The 22,334-nt window shown below is 66.0% G+C and carries 19 protein-coding genes and 1 pseudogene; 14 read left to right on the top strand and 6 right to left on the bottom strand.

Translation table 11 applies throughout. The annotated features are described in order from the left end of the window. Position 1: 1 nt before the first annotated feature. Positions 2-1,432, top strand: coding sequence for a sensor histidine kinase (locus ACQY8B_RS18780; protein ID WP_422088084.1), 1,431 nt, complete (start codon positions 2-4; stop codon positions 1,430-1,432). 21 nt (positions 1,433-1,453) lie between these two features. Here the strand turns inward: ACQY8B_RS18780 and metK are convergent, their stop codons facing one another. Further along, entirely contained in the window at positions 1,454-2,641 is a 1,188-nt protein-coding gene (gene metK, locus ACQY8B_RS18775) for a methionine adenosyltransferase (protein WP_081268060.1), read from the bottom strand. A gap of 217 nt (positions 2,642-2,858) precedes the next feature. Here metK and ACQY8B_RS18770 point away from each other — a divergent pair, with 217 nt between their 5' ends. Next, the gene (locus ACQY8B_RS18770) at positions 2,859-3,749 is read left to right on the top strand and encodes a lysophospholipid acyltransferase family protein (protein WP_422088083.1); all 891 of its coding nucleotides are present in this window, start codon (positions 2,859-2,861) and stop codon (positions 3,747-3,749) included. After that, positions 3,746-4,630, top strand: coding sequence for a lipid A biosynthesis acyltransferase (locus tag ACQY8B_RS18765; protein WP_422088082.1), 885 nt, complete (start codon positions 3,746-3,748; stop codon positions 4,628-4,630). Before ACQY8B_RS18770 ends, ACQY8B_RS18765 begins: the two co-directional genes overlap by 4 nt. Positions 4,631-4,724: 94 nt before the next feature. Here ACQY8B_RS18765 and ACQY8B_RS18760 read toward each other — a convergent pair whose 3' ends face one another. Together ACQY8B_RS18760 and yihA are read right to left on the bottom strand one after the other, a co-directional pair. Beyond that, complete coding sequence (locus tag ACQY8B_RS18760; RefSeq protein WP_422088081.1) at positions 4,725-5,636, bottom strand: alpha/beta fold hydrolase; 912 nt, start codon at positions 5,634-5,636, stop codon at positions 4,725-4,727. An 85-nt stretch (positions 5,637-5,721) separates the two neighbouring features. Continuing rightward, positions 5,722-6,462: a ribosome biogenesis GTP-binding protein YihA/YsxC gene (yihA, locus tag ACQY8B_RS18755; RefSeq protein WP_081268056.1), complete on the bottom strand. Its 741-nt coding sequence runs from the start codon at positions 6,460-6,462 to the stop codon at positions 5,722-5,724. A gap of 73 nt (positions 6,463-6,535) precedes the next feature. Between yihA and ACQY8B_RS18750 the strand changes: the two genes are divergently transcribed. The 5 genes from ACQY8B_RS18750 (at position 6,536) to ACQY8B_RS18730 (ending at position 12,655) form a co-directional block, all read left to right on the top strand. Continuing rightward, complete coding sequence (locus tag ACQY8B_RS18750; RefSeq protein ID WP_422088080.1) at positions 6,536-7,216, top strand: c-type cytochrome; 681 nt, start codon at positions 6,536-6,538, stop codon at positions 7,214-7,216. Between the two features lie 121 nt (positions 7,217-7,337). Then, complete coding sequence (locus ACQY8B_RS18745) at positions 7,338-9,509, top strand: cytochrome c biogenesis protein ResB (protein ID WP_422088079.1); 2,172 nt, start codon at positions 7,338-7,340, stop codon at positions 9,507-9,509. Continuing rightward, the gene (gene ccsB / locus ACQY8B_RS18740) at positions 9,506-10,822 is read left to right on the top strand and encodes a c-type cytochrome biogenesis protein CcsB (protein WP_422088078.1); all 1,317 of its coding nucleotides are present in this window, start codon (positions 9,506-9,508) and stop codon (positions 10,820-10,822) included. Before ACQY8B_RS18745 ends, ccsB begins: the two co-directional genes overlap by 4 nt. 116 nt (positions 10,823-10,938) lie before the next feature. Beyond that, positions 10,939-11,961, top strand: a complete 1,023-nt coding sequence (gene msrP, locus ACQY8B_RS18735) for a protein-methionine-sulfoxide reductase catalytic subunit MsrP (protein WP_422088077.1) — start codon at positions 10,939-10,941, stop codon at positions 11,959-11,961. A gap of 28 nt (positions 11,962-11,989) precedes the next feature. Further along, positions 11,990-12,655: a sulfite oxidase heme-binding subunit YedZ gene (locus ACQY8B_RS18730; protein ID WP_422088076.1), complete on the top strand. Its 666-nt coding sequence runs from the start codon at positions 11,990-11,992 to the stop codon at positions 12,653-12,655. Positions 12,656-12,673: 18 nt separating this feature from the next. Here ACQY8B_RS18730 and lysA read toward each other — a convergent pair whose 3' ends face one another. Continuing rightward, positions 12,674-13,957 carry a diaminopimelate decarboxylase gene (gene lysA / locus ACQY8B_RS18725; RefSeq protein ID WP_422088075.1) on the bottom strand — a complete coding sequence of 428 codons (1,284 nt, stop codon included), beginning with the start codon at positions 13,955-13,957 and terminating at the stop codon, positions 12,674-12,676. Then, on the bottom strand, positions 13,954-14,178 hold the full coding sequence (lptM, locus tag ACQY8B_RS18720) for an LPS translocon maturation chaperone LptM (RefSeq protein ID WP_422089075.1): 225 nt from the start codon (positions 14,176-14,178) through the stop codon (positions 13,954-13,956). The genes lysA and lptM overlap by 4 nt, the downstream gene beginning before the upstream one ends. Positions 14,179-14,241: 63 nt before the next feature. On the opposite strand from lptM, the gene cyaY reads away from it, so the two are divergent. After that, positions 14,242-14,574, top strand: coding sequence for an iron donor protein CyaY (gene cyaY, locus ACQY8B_RS18715; RefSeq protein ID WP_081266477.1), 333 nt, complete (start codon positions 14,242-14,244; stop codon positions 14,572-14,574). Positions 14,575-14,583: 9 nt separating this feature from the next. On the opposite strand, the gene ACQY8B_RS18710 is transcribed toward cyaY, so the two are convergent. Beyond that, positions 14,584-16,995 carry a penicillin-binding protein 1A gene (locus tag ACQY8B_RS18710; RefSeq protein WP_422088074.1) on the bottom strand — a complete coding sequence of 804 codons (2,412 nt, stop codon included), beginning with the start codon at positions 16,993-16,995 and terminating at the stop codon, positions 14,584-14,586. Positions 16,996-17,234: 239 nt separating this feature from the next. Between ACQY8B_RS18710 and ACQY8B_RS18705 the strand changes: the two genes are divergently transcribed. From ACQY8B_RS18705 to pilQ, 5 genes and pseudogenes are all read left to right on the top strand, one after another. Further along, the gene (locus ACQY8B_RS18705) at positions 17,235-18,314 is read left to right on the top strand and encodes a pilus assembly protein PilM (RefSeq protein WP_081266475.1); all 1,080 of its coding nucleotides are present in this window, start codon (positions 17,235-17,237) and stop codon (positions 18,312-18,314) included. Beyond that, positions 18,311-18,934 carry a PilN domain-containing protein gene (locus tag ACQY8B_RS18700; RefSeq protein ID WP_422088073.1) on the top strand — a complete coding sequence of 208 codons (624 nt, stop codon included), beginning with the start codon at positions 18,311-18,313 and terminating at the stop codon, positions 18,932-18,934. Before ACQY8B_RS18705 ends, ACQY8B_RS18700 begins: the two co-directional genes overlap by 4 nt. Before the next feature lie 6 nt (positions 18,935-18,940). Continuing rightward, a complete protein-coding gene (locus tag ACQY8B_RS18695; RefSeq protein WP_422088072.1) occupies positions 18,941-19,618 on the top strand; it encodes a type 4a pilus biogenesis protein PilO in 678 nt (225 codons plus the stop codon). Then, positions 19,615-20,154, top strand: coding sequence for a pilus assembly protein PilP (locus ACQY8B_RS18690; protein ID WP_422088071.1), 540 nt, complete (start codon positions 19,615-19,617; stop codon positions 20,152-20,154). Before ACQY8B_RS18695 ends, ACQY8B_RS18690 begins: the two co-directional genes overlap by 4 nt. After that, positions 20,151-22,321, top strand: a pseudogene (gene pilQ, locus ACQY8B_RS18685) (type IV pilus secretin PilQ). Before ACQY8B_RS18690 ends, pilQ begins: the two are co-directional and overlap by 4 nt. The last annotated feature ends 13 nt before the right edge of the window (positions 22,322-22,334 follow it).

Here is a 22,334-nt window from a genome sequence, read left to right as displayed (position 1 = left end):
GGTGCCCAAGCGCGCCAGCCTTCGCCTTCGCCTTGCGCTGTGGCTGCTGCTGCCGATGTCGGTGTTCGTGGCCATCTGCGGATACCTCAACTGGCGCAACGCCGCGGAGGTGGCCGACTATGTGCAGGACCACGACCTGCTGTCCTCGGCCAAGGTGCTGTCGGACCGCCTGATCTGGGAAGACGAGGACGTGAAGGCCAGCGTGCCGCCGTCGGCATTGAGCCTGTTCGTGTCGCCCGAGCGCGACCGCGTGTTCCTCAGCGTGACGGGCGCCAACGGCGAGGTGCTGGCCGGCTCGGCCGACTTTCCGCTGCCCGCCGTGCGCAAGCCCGAGGGAATCGACCGGGCGCAGTGGTACGACACCCACTTCGCCGGCGTGCCGCTGCGCGCCGTGGTCACCACGCGCGCGATGTACGAGGCCGGCGGCGCGCGCGACATCACCATCGCCGTCGGCAAGACCGAAGGCAGCCGCGACCACATGCTGCGCACGCTCTGGTGGCCGTCGATGGAGTATCTGCTGGTTGCGCTGGCGCTCTCCATCGCGCTGGCCGTGGCGGCGTTGACGCTCGAGCTGCGCCCCATCGTGCGGCTGAGCCAGCAGCTCGCGCAGCGCGACCCGCTGCACCTCGACCTGGTGGTGGACCCCGGCGCATTGCACTCCGAGCTGCGGCCGGTGGCCGACACCATCAACCGTTTCGTGGCGCAGCTCAAGGCCCACTCCGAGGCGCAGCGGCGCTTCATTGCCGACGCGGCGCACCAGCTTCGCACGCCGCTGGCCATGCAGGCATCGCAGATCGAGTTCGCGCGCTACACGCGGCAGCACCGCGGCGAATGGGACACGCGCCGCGCCGACATGGACGCGATGTGGCAAGAGATGCAGACCAGCAACCGCCGGCTGGTCGACGTGACGAACAAGCTGCTGCTGCTGGCGCAGGCCGAGCACGGCGATGCGCACACGCGGCTGGAGCCGGTCGACCTTGGGGCGGTAGCGCTGCGCTGCGTCGAGCAACTCGCGGCGCTGGCGGACCACCGCGGCATCGACCTGGGTCTGGAGTCGGAGGCCGGGCCGGGCGAGGCCGTCGTGCAGGCCCAGCCGGCGCTGCTCGATGCGCTGGCCACGAACCTGCTGGACAACGCCTTGCGCTACACGCAGGAAGGCGGCAGGGTGACGGTCGGCGTGCGGAAGGTGGAAGGCATGGTCGAGCTGACCGTGGAAGACAACGGCCCCGGCGTTCCAGCCGAGGCGCGCGAGCGCGTGTTCGAGCGCTTCTACCGGGTGTCGCAGGACACCGAGGGAACGGGCCTGGGGCTGGCCATCGTGCGGGAGATCGCACGCGCCTTCGATGCGAACGTGGACCTGGCAGCCAATCCGCGCGAGGCGCGGGGGCTGCTGGTCACGGTGCGTTTTCCTTCAACTGCCGCCGCCGCCTGAAGAAGCGGCGGCCGGGGCCGATCAGCCCTTGATGCCGGCGGCTGCGCGCAGGGCGGCTGCCTGGTTGGTGGCTTCCCAGGTGAACTCGGGCTCTTCGCGGCCGAAGTGGCCGTAGGCGGCGGTCTTCTGGTAGATCGGACGCAGCAGGTCGAGCATCTGGATGATGCCCTTCGGGCGCAGGTCGAAGTGCTCGCGCACGAGTTCGGCGATCTTCTCGTCGGAGATCACGCCGGTGCCTTCGGTGTAGACCGTGATGTTCATCGGCTCGGCCACGCCGATGGCGTACGCCACCTGGATCTGGCACTGGCGCGCCAGGCCAGCGGCCACGATGTTCTTGGCTACGTAGCGCGCTGCGTAGGCGGCCGAGCGGTCGACCTTCGACGGGTCCTTGCCCGAGAACGCGCCACCGCCGTGCGGGCAGGCGCCGCCGTAGGTGTCGACGATGATCTTGCGGCCGGTGAGGCCGCAGTCGCCCTGCGGGCCGCCGATGACGAAACGGCCGGTGGGGTTGATCAGGTAGCGCGTGTCCTTGAGCCACTCCTTGGGCAGCACTGGCTTGATGATCTCCTCGATGATGGCTTCGTTGAACGATGCCTTCATCTTGGTCGGCGTCTCGCTCTGGTCGGGGCTGTGCTGGGTGGAGAGCACCACGGTGTCGATGCTGTGCGGCTTGCCGTCCACATAGCGCATCGTGACCTGGCTCTTGGCGTCGGGGCGCAGGAAGGGCAGGCGGCCGTCCTTGCGCAGCTGGGCCTGGCGCTCGACGAGGCGGTGCGCGTAGTAGATGGGCGCGGGCATCAGCTCGGGCGTTTCGTCGCAGGCGTAGCCGAACATCAGGCCCTGGTCGCCGGCGCCGGTGTTCAGGTGGTCGTCCGACGCGTGGTCCACGCCCTGGGCGATGTCGTTGGACTGCTTGTCGTAGCAGACCATCACGGCGCAACCCTTGTAGTCGATGCCGTAGTCGGTGTTGTCGTAGCCGATGCGCTTGATGGTGTCGCGCGCGACCTGGATGTAGTCGACGTGCGCGTTGGTCGTGATTTCGCCGGCCAGCACCACGAGGCCGGTGTTGGTCAGCGTCTCGGCGGCCACGCGGCTGCGGGGGTCCTGCTCGAAGATCGCGTCCAGGATGGCATCCGAGATCTGGTCGGCGACCTTGTCGGGGTGGCCTTCGGAGACGGATTCGGAAGTGAAGAGGAAATCGTTCGCCATTTGTTCAAAACTCCTTGAAGTGACTTGGCGCGTTGCCAACTCTGCGGAGCCCTGGCGAACGCTTTAGCAGATGCCGGCGGACCGGCGGGGCACAATCGCCTTCGCGCTTGTGTTTGTCGCCCTGCAAGTTGTTCCGTAACTCGGCGACAATTTGGATTCTATTCGAGCCGCGCCTACCATGCGCGCGCGTCCGTTTTTTGACCCCCTCCCGTCTTCAATGATCACCCTGTTTCGCCTGCTTGCCCGGTTGCCGATGCCGTTGATGCATCGCCTCGGCGCCATGCTGGGCTGGCTGGTCTGGTGGTGCGCGCCGGGCTACCGCCGCCGCTTCAAGGCCAATGCCGAGAGCGCGGGTTTCGCCCCCGGCCAATACCGCCCCGCCATCGCCGCCGCCGGCAAGATGGCTTCCGAGCTGCCCTGGCTCTGGCTGCGCCCGCATGGCCAGACCGTGCTGGACCGCGTGGTGCGCTGGGAAGGCGTGGAAGCCTTCGAAGCCGCCATGCAGGCCAAGAAGGGCGTGATCCTCGTCGCGCCGCACCTGGGCAGCTGGGAAATGTGCGGCCAGGCCATCGGCGAGCGCTTCCTGGCGGCCTACGGGCCCATCACGGCGCTGTTTCGTCCGGCGCGCAAGAAATGGATGGCCGACCTGATCGCCGCAGGCTCGCGCGACCGGCCCGGCCTGCAGACGCTTCCTACCAACAACAGCGGCGTGCGCGGCCTGATCCGCACGCTGCGCGGCGGCGGCTACACCGGCATCCTGCCCGACCAGGTGCCGCCGCTGGGGCAGGGCGTCTGGGCGCCGTTCCTGGGCCGCCCCGCCTACACCATCACCTTGCTTCCCCGCCTCGCGCAACAGACCGGCGCGGCCTGCTTCCTCAGCGTCTGCGAGCGCCTGCCCAAGGGCGCCGGCTACGTGATCCGCTTCGAGCCGATCGTCGGCACCGCGCTGACCGACCCCTCCGCCTCCATCGAGGAGGCCGCCGCTGCCATGAACGACGGCATCGGCCGGCTGATCCACAGCCTGCCCGGCCAGTATGTGTGGGACTACGCCCGCTACAAGGAGCCGCGCGCCGAGCGCGTGGCCGCCGCCACCGGGGAGGCCGCATGAGCTTTGGTTCCCGACTCGGCATCGGCTTCATGCGCGCGATCGCGCCGCTGCCCCTGCCGCTGGTGCGCGGCTTCGGCGCGTTCCTCGGCCGCATCCTGCACACCGTTGCCGTGCCGCGGCGGCGCGTGGTCGACACCAACCTCGCGGTCTGCTTCCCCGAGAAGTCGGAGGCCGAGCGCCGCGCCATCGCGCGCGAGACCTTCGTCTTCGTGGCGCAGTCGTGGCTCGACCGCGGCTGGCTCTGGCATGCCCCCGAGAAGGTGGTGGCGAGCCGGCTCAAGGTGATCGGCGCGGCTTCGGAGATCCGCGAGATCGCCGAGGGCGACGCGCCGATGATCCTGTTCGCGCCGCACTTCTACGGCCTCGATGCCGCCGCCACCGCGCTGACCATGCACACGGCGCGCCCCTCGGCCACCATCTACACGACCCAGCGCGACCCGATGGTCGACGCCTGGATCCGCGAAGGCCGCACGCGCTTCGGCGACGTGGCGGCGCTCAACCGGGTGGACGGCATCAAGCCCGTGCTGCAGGGCCTGCGCAAGGGCGGCCTGCTGTACCTGCTGCCCGACATGGACTTCGGCCGCGACCAGACCATCTTCGTGCCGTTCTACGGCGTGCAGGCGGCCACAGTGCCTTCGCTGTCGCGCTTTGCGCGGCTGGGCAAGGCCAAGGTGGTGCCGGTGGTGTCGAAGCTCACGCGCGACGGCTACGAAATACAGGTGCTGCCGACCTGGCAGAACTTTCCGACCGACGACGTCGAGGCCGACACGGCGCTCATGAACGAGCGGCTGAAGGGCTACATCGACACGATGCCTTCCCAGTACTACTGGGTGCACCGCCGCTTCAAGACCCGCCCGGAGGGCGAGCCTCCAATATATTGAAAGCCCCCCGGCTTTTCACTTCGCTTCGCTGCGTGTAACTCCACCCCCCATGGGGGAGGCGCGGCTCGCCTTGGGGGGCCCGGCGGCGGCCGCCTCAATTGCGCTGCAGGAAGCCTTCGATCTCGCGGGCGACCAGTTGCGGTTGCTCGTGCACGATCCAATGGGTCGCGTCCGGCACTTTCTTGATCTCGAGCTTCGGTACGTAGTCCTCCAGCCCTTCGAGCAGTCCGGGCAGCAGCGCCGCATCGTCGAGCGCCCAGAACACGAAGGTAGGAACATTCACCGTGAGCCGTTCGCGCGGCAGCACCGGAATGCCGTCGATGGTCTGGCCCGGCAGCGGCGGCTTCATCGGCGTCACGCGGTAGAGGTTGCAGGCGCCTGTGAGACCCGCGCCCCAGACTTCGCGGTACTTCTGCTTCACCTCTTCGGTGAGCCAGCCGAAGCCGTCCGGGCCGGCCTTCATCAGCGTGAAGAAGGGCCACATGCGTTTGAAGTCGTCGGCCGCGAGCAGCGCCTCGGCATCGGGGCGCGCGAGGAAGTTCATGTAGGCGCTGGCTTGCTGCTGCGCCGCGCTGTTGCGCAGTTCGCGGGTGAAGGTGCCCGGGTGCGGCGAATTGATGATGACCAGCTTGCCGACCTGCTGCGGGAAGGCGTTGGCGTAGCCCCAGCCGAAGGCGCCGCCCCAGTCGTGGGCCACCAGCGCGGCCATGGTGCCGTCAGCGCTCTCGGTGGCGACGAGCTGCTGGATGTCCTGGATCAGAAGGTGGGGCTTGTAGGCCGCCACATCGGTCGGCGCGCTCGACTTCTCGAAGCCGCGCAGGTTGGGCGCCACGCAGCGGTAGCCGCCGTGGGCGGGGTCCGCGAAGTATTCGAGCAGTTCGTCCCAGATGAACGCGGCCTCCGGAAAGCCGTGCAGGAACACCATCAGCGGCCGGCCCGGCTCGCCGGTGGCGCGGCAGCTCAGGCTGGTGCCGTTGGGCAGGCTGCGCTGGAATGTCTCGATCATGCTTCTTGTCTCCTTGGGTTGACTGTCGCTATTTTTTTGATAGTGAACTACGCAGATGGGACGCCCGGTGCAGCCTGCTTCCGGGTCAGGCCTCCGGCGGTGGCGCGGGGGGCTCCGGCGGCGCCTCGCCGCCTTCCGGGTGCACCCAGCGCCACAGCAGCTCGGCGGCCTCGCCGACGCCCTGCTTCTTCAGCGCGGAGAACAGTTTCACCTCGCCGCCGCCGGCGTTCAGTCGCGTAATCGACAGCACCTTGGCGGCTTCGCTGCGCGTGAGCTTGTCGGACTTGGTCAGCAGCACCAGGAACTTGAGGCCCTGCTCCACGCGCGGGCGGATCACGTCGAGCAGGATCTCGTCGAGTTCGGTCAGGCCGTGGCGCGGATCGCACATCAGCACCACGCCGCGCAGGCTCTCGCGCGTCATCAGGTAGTTGCCCATGACGCGCTGCCAGCGCAGCTTGGCCTCGCGCGGCACGGCCGCATAGCCGTAGCCGGGCAGGTCGGCCAGCACCGCGTCGTCGACCTTCTGCTTGCCGATGCCGAACAGGTTGATGTGCTGCGTGCGGCCCGGCGTCTTGGAGGCGAAGGCCAGGCGCGTCTGCTGCGTCAGGGTGTTGATGGCGGTCGACTTGCCCGCGTTGGAGCGGCCGACGAAGGCGATCTCGGGCAGGTCTACAGGGGGGAGGTGCTCCAGCTGCGGGGCGCTGGTGAGGAAGTGGGCGGTGTGCAGCCAGCCGAGCGCAACGCGCTCTCGTTCGGCGACCTGGGGGTCCGCGGCGGGCGCCGCGCGGGGAGGATAGGCAGCGGGCTTGGCGCGCGGGGAGGGCATCTACGGACTTTCGAAACTAGACCCACATTGTAGAATCGTGAGGTTTTGCGCCAATAAATTCGAAGCCCCCGATATGAAGTTGTTTGCCAATATTGTGCTTGCGGCCCTCGTGGGCCTCGCATCCAGCGTGAGTTTTGCAGCCGATGAACCCGCCGCGGCTCCCGCTGCGGCGCCGGCCAAACCGGCCAAGCCGGACCCCGCCAAGGGGGACACGCTGTTCAGCGCGAGCACGCCCACGGTCCAGAGCTGTGCCTCGTGCCACAACGCCGACGGCAACTCGACCATCGCCGCCAACCCCAAGCTGGCGCAACAACACCCCGAATACATCCTCAAGCAGCTGCAGGACTTCAAGTCCGGCAAGCGCAAGAACAGCGTCATGAGCCCCATGGCGGCCAACCTGAGCGACCAGGACATGCGCGACATCGCCTGGTTCGTGGCCTCCAAGAAGATCAAGACCGGCTTCTCGAAGAGCAAGGACACCGTCGCCCTGGGCGAGAAGATCTACCGCGGCGGCATCGGCGAGCGCTCCATTCCCGCCTGCGCCGGCTGCCACAGCCCCAACGGCGCCGGCCTGCCCGCCCAATACCCGCGGCTGGGCGGCCAGAACGCCGACTACACCGTGGCCCAGCTCAAGGCCTTCCGCGGCGACGGCACCCCCGTTCGCACCAACAGCGGCCCCATGACCGGTGTCGCCGCCAAGCTCAACGACCGCGAAATCGCCGCCGTTGCCGACTACATTGCCGGCCTGCGCTGATGACCACGCGCTCCAGAGCGTGAACTAACCGCCGACAACAACCCCAAACAAAGGGCGGGCCGATCCAGAAGGATGGCCCGCCCTTTTGCTTTTCTCCCGTCTTCCCTTACCTTTCGCCCCGATGTCCGTCTCCACCCATGGCCTTCGCGTTCATCGCGGCCCGCAAATGCTTCGCGCGGCGGTGGAGCTGCTGTCGTCGATGCGCTTCGCGATCGCGCTGCTCACCGTCATCTGCATCGCGTCGATCATCGGCACCGTGCTCAAGCAGCACGAGCCCATCAACAACTACATCAACCAGTTCGGGCCCTTCTGGGCCGAGCTGTTCCGCGCGGCGCGGCTCGACACGGTCTACAGCGCCTGGTGGTTCATGCTGATCCTGCTGTTCCTGGTGATCAGCACTTCGCTGTGCGTCGCGCGCAACACGCCGCGCATCCTGGTCGACCTCAAGACCTTCAAGGAAGACATCCGCGCGCAGAGCCTGAAGGCCTTCGGCCAGCGCGCCGAGAACCGCCTGGGCGAAACGCCGGAGGCCGCTGCCAGTCGCATCGGGCAACTGCTGGTGAGCGGCGGCTGGAAGGTCAAGCTGCAGCAGCGCGAGGCCACCAATGGCAGCCGCCCGACCGGCGCGGGCTGGATGGTCGCGGCGCGTGCCGGCGGTGCCCACAAGCTGGGCTACATCGCGGCCCACAGCGCGATCGTGCTGGTGTGCATCGGCGGCCTGCTGGACGGCGACCTCATCGTGCGCGCGCAGACCTGGTTCAACGGCAAGAGCGTATTCACCGGTGGCGGCATGATCGCCGACGTGGCGCCCGAGCACCGCCTGTCGGCCAGCAACCCGACCTTCCGCGGCAACATCCTCGTGCCCGAGGGCGGGCAGGGCAGCGTGGCCATCCTCAACCAGGCCGACGGCGTGCTGCTGCAGGAGCTGCCGTTCTCCATCGAACTGAAGAAGTTCATCGTCGACTACTACTCGACCGGCATGCCCAAGCTGTTTGCCAGCGAAGTGGTGCTGCACGACCGCGAAACCGGCGAGCAGGTGCCCGCGCGCATCGAGGTCAACCACCCGGCCAGCTACAAGGGCGTGGAGATCTATCAGTCGAGCTTCGACGACGGCGGCTCCAAGGTGAAGCTCAAGGCGGTGCCGATGGCGGCCGCGGCCAAGCCTTTCGAGGTCGAGGGCATCATCGGCGGCCCGAGCACCGAAATCACCAACGGCAAGGACAAGCTCACGCTCGAATACGCCGCGCTGCGCGTGATCAACGTCGAGAACTTCGCCGATGCCGGCGCCATGACCAGCGGCGCCGACGTGCGCAAGGTCGACCTGCGCCACGACATCGAGTCGCGCCTGGGCGCGGCCAACAAGGTCAACAAGCCGAAGGTGCTGCGCAACATCGGCCCGAGCATCGGCTACAAGCTGCGCGACGCCGCCGGCCAGGCACGCGAGTACCAGAACTACATGGTGCCGGTCGACACCGGCGATGGCCAGCCGGTATTCCTGCTCGGCATGCGCGAGAAGCCCGAAGACCCGTTCCGCTACCTGCGCGTGCCGGCCGACGAGCAGGGCTCCATGGACGGGTTCGTGCGCATGCGCGCCGCGCTCGCCGACCCCGACATCCGCGCGCGCGCCATCGAGCGCTACATCGCCAAGGCCACCGACCCGAAGCGCCCCGAAATGGCCGAGCAGTTGCGGGTGTCGGCCACCCGCGCGCTGGCGCTGTTCTCGGGCAGCGAGCGCGCCAGGCCGGACGCCACCACCGTGGGCGGCTGGCAGGCGATTGCGGAGTTCATGGAAGTCAACGTGCCCGAGGCCGAGCGCGAGCGCGCGGGCGGCGTGCTGGTGCGCATCCTCAACGACGTGCTGTTCGAGGTGCTCAACCTGAGCCGCGAAGGCGCCGGCCTGGCCGTGCTGCCGAGCGACGAGAAGTCGCAGGCCTATCTCACGCAGGCCGTGCTGGCCATCAGCGACGCGCATTTCTACCCCGCCCCGGTCGCGATGATGATGACCGACTTCACCCAGGTGCAGGCCAGCGTGTTCCAGGTGGCGCGCGCCCCCGGCAAGAACGTCGTCTATCTGGGCTGCCTGTTGCTGATCATCGGGATTTTTGCCATGCTGTACGTGCGCGAACGGCGCCTCTGGGTGTGGCTGACGCCCGATGGCAACTCGGCCGACGGCGCCACGACCGCCACGATGGCGTTCTCGGTCAATCGCAAGACCATGGACAGCGACCGCGAATTCGAGCACCTCAAGTACAAGCTGCTCGCCCTGAAAAAGACGGAACCCGAGACAACATGAACACCACGACCCTCACGCTCAATGAAAGCTGGCTCTCGCGCCGCAACCTGTTCGATTGGGTATTCGCGGCGCTGGTGCTGGCGGGCGGCCTGTTCGCGTTCACGCGCTATGCGGGGTCGATGGACTACTACGAGAAGCCGATCCTCGCCGCCGCGGTGATCTCGATGATCGCCATCGGCTGGTTCTGGCGGCCGCTGCGCGTGCTGGCCATCGTGGTGGCCGCCGCATCGCTGCTGGCCATCAGCTCTTACCAGGGCGACCTGGCGCGCGCGGACACGGTGTTCTGGCTCAAGTACTTCCTGTCGAGCCAGTCGGCCATCCTGTGGATGAGCGTGCTGTTCTTCATGAGCACGCTGTTCTACTGGCTCGGCTTCTTCGGCGGCAAGCAGTCGGACACCTTCGACATGATCGGCTCGCGCCTCGCCTGGGCCGCCGTCACGATGGCGCTGATCGGCACCATGGTGCGCTGGTACGAGAGCCACCAGCTCGGCCCGGACATCGGACACATCCCGGTGAGCAACCTGTACGAGGTGTTCGTGCTGTTCTGCTGGCTCACGGCAGCGTTCTATCTGTACTTCGAAGAGCGCTACAACACGCGTGCGCTCGGCGCCTTCGTGATGCTGGTCGTCAGCGCGGCGGTCGGCTTCCTGCTCTGGTACACCATCGTGCGCGAGGCGCACGAAATCCAGCCGCTGGTACCCGCATTGCAGAGCTGGTGGATGAAGCTGCACGTGCCGGCCAACTTCATCGGCTACGGTACCTTCTCGCTGGCGGCCATGGTGGCCTTCGCGTATCTCATCAAGGAACAGGCCGACGAGAAGCGCTGGTACAAGCTCACGCCGATCTGGCTGCTGGGCGTGGCGCTGTGCTTCGTGCCCGTGGCCTTCCGCCAGCGCGTGCAGGAAGCCGGCGGCAGCTACTGGGTGGTCTATGCGGGCATCTCGGCGCTGATTGCCGCTGGCATCCTGCTGGGGCGCAAGCGCATCGCGGCGCGGCTGCCGGCCAACGAGGTGCTCGACGACGTCATGTACAAGTCGATCACGGTCGGCTTCGCCTTCTTCACCATTGCCACCGTGCTCGGCGCCCTTTGGGCCGCCGACGCCTGGGGCGGCTACTGGAGCTGGGACCCGAAGGAAACCTGGGCGCTGATCGTCTGGCTCAACTACGCGGCTTGGCTGCACATGCGGCTCGTGAAGGGCCTGCGCGGCACCGTGGCGGCATGGTGGGCGCTGGGCGGCCTGGCGGTCACGACCTTCGCCTTCCTCGGCGTCAACATGTTCCTGAGCGGCCTGCACAGCTACGGAACGCTGTAGGCGCAAGCCCGCAGTCTTTCGCGAAGAATTGAAACCGCGCGCGGTGCCGGCGCGTAACCAAATCGGGGCCGGTCACGAACTACCCTGAGCACAACGATTCCAGCGAAAGGCTTGCCATGTCGTTTCATTCCCGTCCGCTTCGCCGCCATAGCAGCGACGACAACGGCTTCATCCACCCGGTGCCCAGCGAAATCACGCCGCGCGCTGCATACGAGAGCCGGCGCGACATGCTGAAACTCATGGCCGGCGGCGCTGCGGGCGCTGCTCTGGCGAGCTTCGCTGCGCGCGAGGCGTGGGCCCAGACGGCGGCGCCGGGCAAGCTCGCGGCGCTGCCGGGCGCCAAATCGGCCGTGCCGGGTGCCATGTCCATGGACAAGCTCACCGACTACAAGGACGCCTCCACCTACAACAACTTCTACGAGTTCGGCACCGACAAGGCCGACCCGGCCAAGAATGCCGGCACGCTCAAGACCCGGCCGTGGACGGTGGAGGTCGAGGGCCTGATCAAGAAGCCGGGCAAGTACGGCATCGAAGACCTGCTCAAGCTCAGCGCGCAGGAAGAGCGCATCTACCGCCTGCGTTGCGTCGAGGGCTGGTCGATGGTGATTCCGTGGGTCGGCTACTCGCTGGCCGAGCTGATCAAGAAGGTCGAGCCGCAGGGCAATGCCAAGTTCGTCGAGTTCGTGACGCTGGCCGACCCCAAGACCATGCCCTTCGTCGGCTCGCGTGTGCTCGACTGGCCCTACACCGAAGGCCTGCGCATGGACGAGGCGATGCATCCGCTCACGCTGCTGGCCTTCGGCATGTACGGCGAGGTGCTGCCCAATCAGAACGGCGCACCGGTGCGGCTGGTGGTGCCCTGGAAATACGGCTTCAAGTCGGCCAAGTCGATCGTCAAGATCCGCTTCGTCGAAAAGGAGCCGAGCACGGCCTGGAACAAGGCGGCGGCCAACGAATACGGCTTCTATTCGAACGTGAATCCGAACGTCGACCACCCACGCTGGAGCCAGGCCACCGAGCGCCGCATCGGCGACGGCGGCGGCCTGTTCGCCAAGCGCCGCAAGACCGAGATGTTCAACGGCTACGAAGCCCAGGTCGGCCAGCTCTATGCTGGCATGGACCTGAAGAAGAACTACTGAGCCTGCTTCGTCGTCCGGCCGTTGCCTCATGAACAAGCTGCTCATGCATCCGGCGACCAAGCCGGTCATCTTTCTGCTGTGCCTGCTGCCGTTCGCGCGGCTGGCCTACGGTGCATTCACCGACGGGCTCGGTGCCAACCCGGCCGAGTTCCTGATTCGCGCCACGGGCGACTGGACGCTGCGCTTCATCTGCATCGTGCTGGCCGTGACGCCGCTGCGCGTGATGAGCAAGTGGAATGCGCTTGCGCGCTATCGCCGCATGCTGGGCCTGTTCGCGTACTTCTACGTGGTGCTGCACCTGCTGTGCTACAGCTGGTTCGACATGGGCTTCGAGTGGGGCGACATCGTCAAGGACATCGCGAAGCGGCCGTTCATCCTGGTGGGATTCACCGCCTTCGTGCTGCTGACGCCGCTGGCGGCCACCTCGTTCAACCGCGCGATCAAGGCGATGGGTGCGAAGCGCTGGCAGATGCTGCACAAGCTGGTGTATGTGATCGCGGGGCTCGGCCTGCTGCACTTCTTCTGGATGCGCGCGGGCAAGAACAACTTCGCCGAAGTGTTTGTCTACGTGGCGATCATCGGGGTGCTGCTTGCATGGCGCGTGTGGGACTTCGCGAGCAAGCGGAAGGCAAGGGCCGCAGCCGTAGTGGCGGCCGCGGCACGCGGCGGCAACAAGCCGCTGCGCACCGGCTGACGGCCGGGCGAGGAAGGATCAGCCGTCGATCTCGGCGCGCAGCTGGTCTTCCATCGTCTCGCGACGGCGGATCAGCTTTGCGGTCGCGCCGCTCACCAGCACTTCTGCGGCACGGCCGCGCGTGTTGTAGTTGCTGGACATGCTCATGCAATACGCGCCGGCCGACAGCACGGCGAGCAGGTCTCCTGCCACCACGTTGAGCGCGCGGTCGCGGCCGATCCAGTCGCCGCTTTCGCAGACCGGGCCGACCACGTCATAGACCGGTGCGTCGCCGGCGCGGGTGCGCACCGGCACGATGCGCTGGAATGCCTGGTACATCGCGGGCCGCGGCAGGTCGTTCATGGCCGCGTCGATGATGCAGAAGTTCTTGTCTTCGCCGGGCTTGGTGTAGAGCACCTCGGTTACGCACACGCCCGCGTTGCCGACCAGCGAGCGGCCGGGTTCGATGACCAGCTTGCGCTGGCCGAAGCCGCGGGCGTCCAGCTTGGCGAGCAACTGCTGCCAGAGCGCATCGGCCTTGGGCGGCACTTCGCCGTTGTAGTCGATGCCCAGGCCGCCGCCGAAGTCCAGGTGATGGATCGGCACGCCCGCTGCCTCGATGGCTTCGACGAGGTCCAGCACGCGGTCGCAGGCGTCGAGGTAGGGAGAGGCTTCGGTGATCTGCGAACCGATGTGGCAGTCGATGCCGACCACCTCGAGGCCCGGCAGCCTTGCGGCGTGGCGGTAAGCCTCGACCGCGCGGTCATGCGCGATGCCGAACTTGTTGCCCTTGAGGCCGGTGGAAATGTACGGGTGCGTCTTCGGATCGACGTTCGGATTGATGCGGATGCTGATCGGCGCGCGCTTGCCTTCGGCAGCGGCCACTTCGCTGAGCACGTCGAGCTCGGCCTCGCTCTCGACGTTGAAGCAGGCGATGCCGGCCGCGAGGGCCTGGCGCATCTCGGCGCGCGTCTTGCCCACGCCCGAGAAGATGATCTTCTTCGGATCGGCGCCGACCGCCAGCACGCGCGACAGCTCGCCGCCCGAGACGATGTCGAATCCGCAGCCTGCCTCGGCGAACACGCGCAGCACGCCGAGCGACGAGTTGGCCTTCATGGCGTAGCAGATGAGGGCATCGCGCCCCTCGAAGCCGCGCTGGTAGGCGGCCAGGGCGTCGAGCATCCACTGCTTCGAATAGATGAAGAGGGGGGTGCCGTGCTCGCGGGCCAGCGCGTCGAGCGCGACGCCTTCGACGTGCAGTGCGCCGTCGCGCTCGGCAACGTGCGGTTGGCCTGGCAGGGGGGACGGGACGCTGCCGGTCATTTGCGGGTTCCGGTGCTGTCGTTGCTGTCGGTGGTGGTTCCGCTGGCCGGGGTGGCGGGCGCGGGAGCGGTGGTTGTGCTCGACGAAGAACCGGATCCGCCCGGCGTCAGCAACTGCGGCAACGTGGCCCGTTGGACGGCCGCGGGATCGGTCGGGAGGTACAAGGCTCCCTTCTGGCCGCAAGCGGCCAGACCGGTGGTGGCTGCGGCGAGGCAGACCATGAGCACAGCGCGGACGCGGGTGCTCACTAGAATTTGGCGAACGTTCAACATAGCGAAATTGTAATGACCGACATTGAGTACATGGACCGCGCCGAAGCCGCGCTCGCCGCCATCGAGGAGAGCTGCGACCGCATCAACGACGCGACCGATGCAGACATCGACAACCAGAGGGTTGGCGGGATGATCACGATTTCATTCCAGAACGGCAGCCAGTTGATCGTGAATCTGCAGAAGCCCCTGCAGGAAATCTGGTTGGCCGCGCGTTCGGGCGGCTATCACTACCGGCACGACGGCAAGGCCTGGGTCGACACCAAGACCGGCGAAGAACTCTTCGCCAATCTCTCGCGCGAAGCGACCTTGCAGGCCGGGCAGCCGCTGGAATTCGCGGCGGCCTGATCCACTGCGTCAGTTCCTGAAGAGGTCGAGGATGCGGCTGCGTTCCTCGGGCGGGGCCGGCGGGCTCACCGGTGCGCCGGTCAGGGACTCCACCGGCGCAGCGGGCGTGGCTTCCACGCCCAGGGTCGCTACGCCGCGGCCGGGCGCATAGTCGTCGTAGTACCACTCGCCGCCCACGTTCACAATGCCGGCGGGCGGTGCGGTCGCGATGTCGGTCACCGGCACGCCCTTGATGGCGGTTTCCATGTAGTTGATCCAGATGGGCAGGCTCAGGCCGCCACCGGTCTCGCGGTCGCCCAGGTTGCGCGGCGTGTCGTAGCCGATCCACGAGATGGCCGTCATGGTGGGCTGGAAGCCCGCGAACCAGGCGTCTAGCGAGTCGTTGGTGGTGCCGGTCTTGCCGTAGAGGTCGGGCCGCTTGAGCATGGCCTGTGCCTTGGCGGCGGTGCCGGCGCGCGCCACCGACTGCAGCAGCGTGTCCATGATGAAGGCGTTGCGCTGGGGAATGGCGCGCAGCGACTCGTTGAGCAGCGGCGGCTGCTTGTCTACCAGCACCTTGTCCTTGTGGTCGGTGATGCGGGTCACGAGGTAGGGGTTGACGCGATAGCCGCCGTTGGCGAACACCGAGTAGCCCACCGCCATCTGCATCGGCGTGACCGAGCCCGCGCCCAATGCCATGGGCAGGTAGGCGGGGTGCTTGTCCTTGTCGAAGCCGAAGTTGGTGATCCACTCCTGGGCGTAGCGCGTGCCGATGGACTGCAGGATGCGGATCGACACGAGGTTCTTCGACTTCATGAGCGCTGTGCGCATCGACATCGGGCCGTCGTAGCCGCCGCCGTAGTTCTTCGGCTCCCATGGCTGGCCGCCGGTGGTGCCGGCGTCGAAGAAGAGCGGGCCGTCGTTGATGACGGTGGCCGGGGTGAAGCCCTTTTCGAGCGCCGCCGAGTAGATGAAGGGCTTGAAGCTCGAGCCCGGCTGGCGCCAGGCCTGGGTCACGTGGTTGAACTTGTTCTTGCCGAAATCGAAGCCGCCGACCAGCGCCTTGATGGCGCCGTCGCGCGGATCCATGGCGACGAAGGCGCCTTCCACTTCGGGCAACTGGGTGATTTCCCAGGTGTTCTTGGGCGTCTTCACCACGCGGATCACCGCGCCGCGGCGGATCTTGATGTTGGGCGGCGCCTTGTCCGAGAGGCCGGACTGCGCGGGCTTGAGGCCTTCGCCTGTGATCTGCACCGCGTCGCCATTGGCGCGCACCGCGTCGATCTGCTTGGGCGTGGCCTTGAGCACCACGGCGGCCATCACGTCGCCGTTGTCGGGATGGTCGCTGAGTGCGTCGTCCACCGCTTCGTCGAGGTCCTTGGCGTCGGCGGGCAGGTCGACGAACTTCTCGGGGCCGCGATAGATCTGGCGGCGCTCGTAGTCCATGATGCCCTTGCGCAGTGCCTTGTAGGCGGCTGCCTGGTCGGCCGCCACCAGCGAGGTGTAGACCTTCAGGCCGCGCGTGTAGGTGCTGTCACCGTATTGCGCGTACATCAGCTGGCGCACCGTCTCGGCCACGTACTCGGCATGCAGGCGGTTCGGGTCGGCGGCGTCGCGCAGATGCAGTTCTTCTTTCTTGGCTTCCGCAGCCTGTTCGGCGGTGATGAAGCCGGCTTCCTGCATGCGGTCGATCACGTAGAACTGCCGGCCGCGCGCGCGCTGCGGGTTGTTGACCGGGTTGTTCGCGCCAGGCGCCTTGGGCAGGCCGGCAAGCATGGCGGCCTGGGCGATCGTGAGTTCCTGCAGCGGCTTGCCGAAATACGCTTCGGAAGCGGCGGCAAAGCCGTAGGCGCGGTTGCCGAGGTAGATCTGGTTCAGGTAGATCTCGAAGATCTGGTCCTTGGTCAGCAAGTGTTCCAGCTTGAAGGTCAGGAGCACTTCGTAGACCTTGCGGGTCAGCGTTTTCTCGGAGCTCAGGTAGACATTGCGCGCGACCTGCATGGTGATGGTCGAGGCGCCCTGGCTCTTCACCCGATTCAGGTTGGCCAGGCCGGCGCGCACCATGCCCTTGTAGTCGACGCCGCCGTGGTCATAGAAGCGCGAGTCTTCGGCGGCCAGCACGGCGTCTTTCACGACCTTGGGAATGGCCGAGATGGGCGTCAGGTTGCGGCGCTCCTCCCCGAATTCGCCGATCAGCGTGCCTTCGGCCGAGAACACCCGCAGCGGCAGCTTGGGCCGATAGTCCGACAGCTCGCTGATATCCGGCAGATTGGGATAGGCGACCGCCAGGGCCACCGCCACCACGCAAAGGACCGAGAGCACGCCGGCCGCGGCAATGCCGAACCCCCAGAAAAACAGGCGCAGCAGCCATCTCAGCCAGGCTGGGCGTTTGGGGGGAGGGGTCTTGGCTGGCCCTGTGGGGCTTGAAGTTTTTTCTTGCATGTAGGGCCGAGGAGTCACCCGTCATTATAAAAAGCCGTCCCCTTCGAACCATCCGATCTTTGTTACCCTCGCGACGCGCTAATTCAAAAGTTACAGAATGCGGCTTTGCCGTCAGGTTTTGACAACGCTCGGGAGCTTTGGCCCCTGGCGTCGCTTGGTTGCCGCTACGCCTGCTGCTAGCATGCAACCGAACGCAAATTTTTCCATTGGTTACAAATACAGGGGAAAAGGGACCTCACTTGGCTTCTCTTGGATCATTGTTTCGTCGTCAGAACGCTCCCTTGCTGGGGTTGGACGTCAGTTCGTCCAGCGTCAAGCTGGTCGAGCTCGGCCGTGAGGCCAGCGGCAAGCTGGTTCTGGAACGCTGTGCCATCGAGCCCCTCGAGCGTGGCTGGATCACCGACGGCAACGTCGAGAAATTCGACGAAGTGGCCGAAGCCGTGCGCCGCGTCGTCCGCAAGAGCGGCACGCGCACGCGCAACGTCGCTCTCGCCTTGCCTCCTTCGGCGGTGATCACCAAGAAGATCATTCTTCCGGGCGGCATGAGCGAGCAGGAGCTCGAGATTCAGGTCGAGTCGGAAGCCAATCAATACATCCCGTTCTCTCTGGATGAAGTGAGCCTCGATTTCTGCGTGACGGGCCCGAGTGCGACTTCGGCCGGCGACGTGGAGGTGCTGATTGCCGCCTCCCGCAAGGAAAAGGTCCAGGATCGCGAAGGCCTGGCCGAAGCGGCAGGGCTGAAGGCGATGATCCTGGACGTCGAGTCTTATGCATCGCGCCTTGCGACCGCACGGCTGATCGAGCAATTGCCCGGCAAGGGTGTGGATGCCGTGGTCGCGCTTTTCGAAGTGGGCGCTTTCACCACCAGCATGCAGGTGCTGCGCAACCAGGAAGTGCTGTATGACCGAGACCAGGCATTCGGCGGTGCCCAATTGACCCAGCTGATCGTTCGGCAGTACGGTTTTTCCGCGGAAGAGGCCGAGGCCAAGAAGCGCAGCGGCGACCTGCCCGACGACTACGGCTCCGGAGTGCTCAAGCCTTTCGTGGAAAGCATCGCGCAGGAAATCGCGCGTGCGCTGCAGTTCTTCTTCACGAGCACGCCGCACAACCGCGTGGACTATGTGTTGCTTGCGGGCGGTTCCTCTTCGCTGCCCGGGCTGACCAATGCAGTGACGCGCCAGACCTCGTTCGCCTGTTCCCTGGTGAATCCCTTCGACGGCATGGACTTCGGCCCCAACATCCGGGAGAAGAAGGTGCGGCGCGAAGCACCTTCATATCTCACCTCGTGCGGGCTGGCCATGCGGAGATTTCTGCAGTGATCCTGATCAATCTGCTCCCGCACCGCGAAGCCGCTCGAAAGCGGCGTCGCGAGGCGTTCTATGGAACCTTGGGTGCCGCGGCTCTCCTGGGTGTACTCATTTCCGCGCTGGGGTACCTCTGGTACGAAGCCCAGATTTCCGCTCAGCAATCGAAGAACAGCTTTCTCCAGGCGGAGATCAAGAAGCTCGAAGTCGAGATCAAGGAGATCTCGACCTTGCAGGAAGAAATCGCAGCCCTGCGCGCACGCCAGCAGGCGGTCGAAGACCTTCAGGGCGACCGGAATCTTCCGGTGCACCTGTTCAACGAACTGGTGCGACAGCTGCCCGACGGCGTCTACCTGACCAGCATGAAGCAGGACAACCAGACCGTCACGCTGCAGGGCATGGCGCAGTCGAACGAGCGGGTGTCCGAACTGCTGCGCAACCTGGGCAACAACAGCCCCTGGCTGGTGAAGCCGGAACTGGTCGAAATCACTTCGGCGAACGTCAACTTGAGCCAGCGTGACCAGCGACGCGTCGCCAACTTCACGATGCGCATCGGCCTTAAGCGCCCCACCGACGCCCAGAAGGCGGCCGCCGACAAGGCATTGACGACCTCCGCGGCGCAATCCAAGGGGTAACCGATCATGGCAAGCAAACGATCCTTACCCAAAGTGGATGTCAGCGCTGCATTGCAGCGTTTCAGCGAACAGTTCCGCGGGCTCAATCCGAATGACCCCTCGGTGTGGCCGGCCGTGCCGCGCTATGCGCTCTGCCTGGCGGTGACCGCACTGGTGCTGGTGGCCCTGTGGTTCGTCTGGCTGACCAATTCGAACGATGAGCTCGAGGCCGAGCGCAACAAGGAAGTCACGCTCAAGGCCGACTACCAGAAGAAGGTCGCGCAGGCGGCCAACCTCGACCTGCTGAAGAAGCAGCGCGAGCAGGTGCAGCAGTACGTGACCCTGCTCGAGAAGCAACTGCCCAGCAAGGCGGAAATGGATGCACTGCTCTCGGACATCAATCAGGCGGGGCTTGGCCGCAGCCTGCAATTCGAGCTGTTCCGGCCCGGGCAGGTGGTGGTCAAGGACTACTACGCCGAATTGCCGATCGCGGTCCGCGTCACCGGCAAATACCATGACATGGGCGCCTTCGTAGCCGACGTCGCCGGACTCTCGCGCATCGTGACGCTGAACGGCGTGACGATCACCCCGCAGAAGGACAAGGACACGCTGACGATGGACGCCACGGCGCGTACCTTCCGTTATCTCGACGATGACGAGCGGGCCGCCCAGAAACGCGCCGCAGCGCCAAAGGCGAAGAAATGAAAGTCGCCATCAAAGTCATCGGGGTCATGCTGGTCTCCGCGGGCCTCAGCGCCTGCGAGTCCGACCAGGAAGACCTGCAACGCTGGATGGCCGAGCAGCGCGCCCAGGTGAAACCTTCGGTGCCCCGCATCACGGAACCCAAGAAGTTCACGCCGCAGACCTACACCGAGGCTTCCTCGTTCGAGCCGTTCAACATGCTGAAGCTGACGCAGGCGCTGCGTCGCGAGTCGAACCAGCCGAGCACTTCGGAGCTGATCGCGCCTGAGCTGGCGCGCCGCAAGGAAGCGCTCGAAGCCTTCCCGCTCGACTCCATGGCGATGGTCGGCAGCATGAATCGCAACGGCCAGCCGGTGGCGCTGGTCCGTGTCGACAAGCTGCTCTACAAGGTGCGCGTCGGCGAATACCTGGGACTCAACTACGGGCGTATCACCCGTATCAACGAAACCGAAGTTGCCTTGCGCGAAATCGTGCAGGACGCCGCCGGTGAATGGATCGAACGCGTAGCCACGCTGCAGTTGCAAGAGAGTGCGAAATGAACCAGAAAAAATCAACGATGGCACAGTGGCTGCGCGCTGCCGGGCTGGGTCTGCTGACCTTGAGCGTCTGGGCCGTGGCCCATGCGCAGAACGCAATCGAATCCGTCACCAGCTCGACGCAATCCGGCGCGGAGTGATCCGCATCGATCTCGCGCAGCCGCTCACCGCGGTGCCGGCGGGATTCGCCGTGCAGACGCCTGCGCGCATTGCGCTTGATTTCCCGGGTGTCACGAACGCCATCGGACGCTCCGCGATCGAAGTGAACCAGGGCAACCTGCGTTCGGTCAATGTGGTCCAGGCCGGTGACCGCAGCCGCGTGGTGCTGAACCTGAAGCAGGCGACTGCCTACAAGGCCGAAATCCAGGGCAAGTCGCTGCTGGTAGTGCTCGAGCCCGTGGCCGGCACGGCGCTTGCCGTGTCTGCCGCCACCACCTTCGCCGAGAACCGCAACCGCGACACGCTGCCGCTGCGCGATGTCGACTTCCGCCTCGGCTCCGACAACACCGGCCGCGTGATCGTCGATCTGCCGAACAACCAGGTCGGTGTCGACGTCAAGCAGCAGGGCAAGAACCTCGTCGTGGAATTCACCAAGTCGACCTTGCCCGAAGGCCTGCGCCGCCGCCTCGACGTGGCGGACTTCGGTACCCCGGTGCAACTGATCACCTCGCAGCAGGCCGGTGACCGCGTGCGCATGACCATCGAGGCCAAGGGCGACTGGGAGCACAGCGCCTACCAGAGCGAAAACCAGTTCGTGGTCGAAATGCGGGCCCGCAAGGTCGATCCGACCAAGCTGACCCAAGGCGTCGGCTACAACGGCGAGAAGCTCTCGCTGAACTTCCAGAACATTGAAATCCGCTCGCTCCTTCAGGTGATCGCCGACTTCACGAACTTCAACATCGTGACCTCGGACTCCGTGACCGGTGCCCTGACGCTTCGCCTGAAGGATGTGCCCTGGGACCAGGCGCTCGACATCATCATGCAGGCGAAGAACCTGGGCATGCGCAAGAACGGCAGCGTGCTGTGGATTGCGCCAAAGGATGAAATCAATGCCAAGGAAAAGCTCGAGTTCGAGGCCAAGGCAACGATCGAGAATCTCGAGCCGCTTCGGACTCAGTCGTTCCAGCTCAACTACACCAAGGCCATTGCCATTGCGCAAGGCTTGACCGGCACGGGTGCCTCCAGCGGTGGTGGGGGCGGAGGTGGTACGACCACCCGTATCCTGAGCCCTCGTGGCAGCGTGATCGCGGAATCCCGCACGAACCAGCTGTTCGTCTCGGACATCCCGTCGCGGCTTGCACAGATCGCGGACCTTATCCAGAAGCTGGACATTCCGGTTCGGCAGGTGCTGATCGAAGCCCGAATCGTCGAAGCTTCCGACACCTTCGGCAAATCGCTGGGCGTCAAGCTGGGTGGTGGCGTGATCAACCGGAACAACTCGTTCGGCACCTGGCCCTCGGTGACTGGCGGGGGGACCACCTCGTCGTCCACAACGACCGGCGGTACCACGACGCTGAGCTCGACCACCACGAGCCCGACCGTCACGTTCGGCTCGCCGACCAGCAGCAATTTCATCAACCTGCCGGCAGGCGATGCGGGCGGCACTGGTAACTCGGCAGGTTCCTTTGCGTTCTCGCTCTTCAATTCGAGCTTCTCGCGCATGCTGAACCTCGAAATCTCCGCGCTCGAAGCCGATGGCAAGGGCAAGCTGGTTTCCAGCCCCCGCGTCATCACGGCCGACCAGACCAAGGCGCTGATCGAGCAGGGTGAGGAAATCCCGTACCAGCAGGCGACGTCCAGCGGCGCGACCTCCATCTCGTTCCGCAAGGCCGTGCTGAAGCTGGAAGTGACGCCGCAGATCACGCCCGAAGGCAACATCATCCTGACCCTGGACGTGAGCAAAGACGCCCGTGGCGTCAACACTTCCGCCGGCCCGGCCATCAACACCAAGCACGTGCAGACCGAAGTGCTGGTCGAGAACGGCGGCACGGTCGTCATCGGTGGTATCTTCGAACTCACCGAAACCAATGACGAATCGCGCGTGCCGGTGCTGGGTGAAGTGCCCTACCTGGGGGCACTGTTCCGCAAGCGCGAACGCGTTGCCAACAAGACTGAAATGCTCGTCTTTATCACCCCGAAGATGATTACCGACCGCAACGCCGCGCGCTGACGCGCGGGCGTAG

This window comes from Variovorax sp. (assembly GCF_965279555.1).
In the GTDB taxonomy this organism is placed as follows: Bacteria; Pseudomonadota; Gammaproteobacteria; order Burkholderiales; family Burkholderiaceae_C; genus Variovorax.
This window is presented reverse-complemented; position numbering and strand designations above follow the sequence as displayed.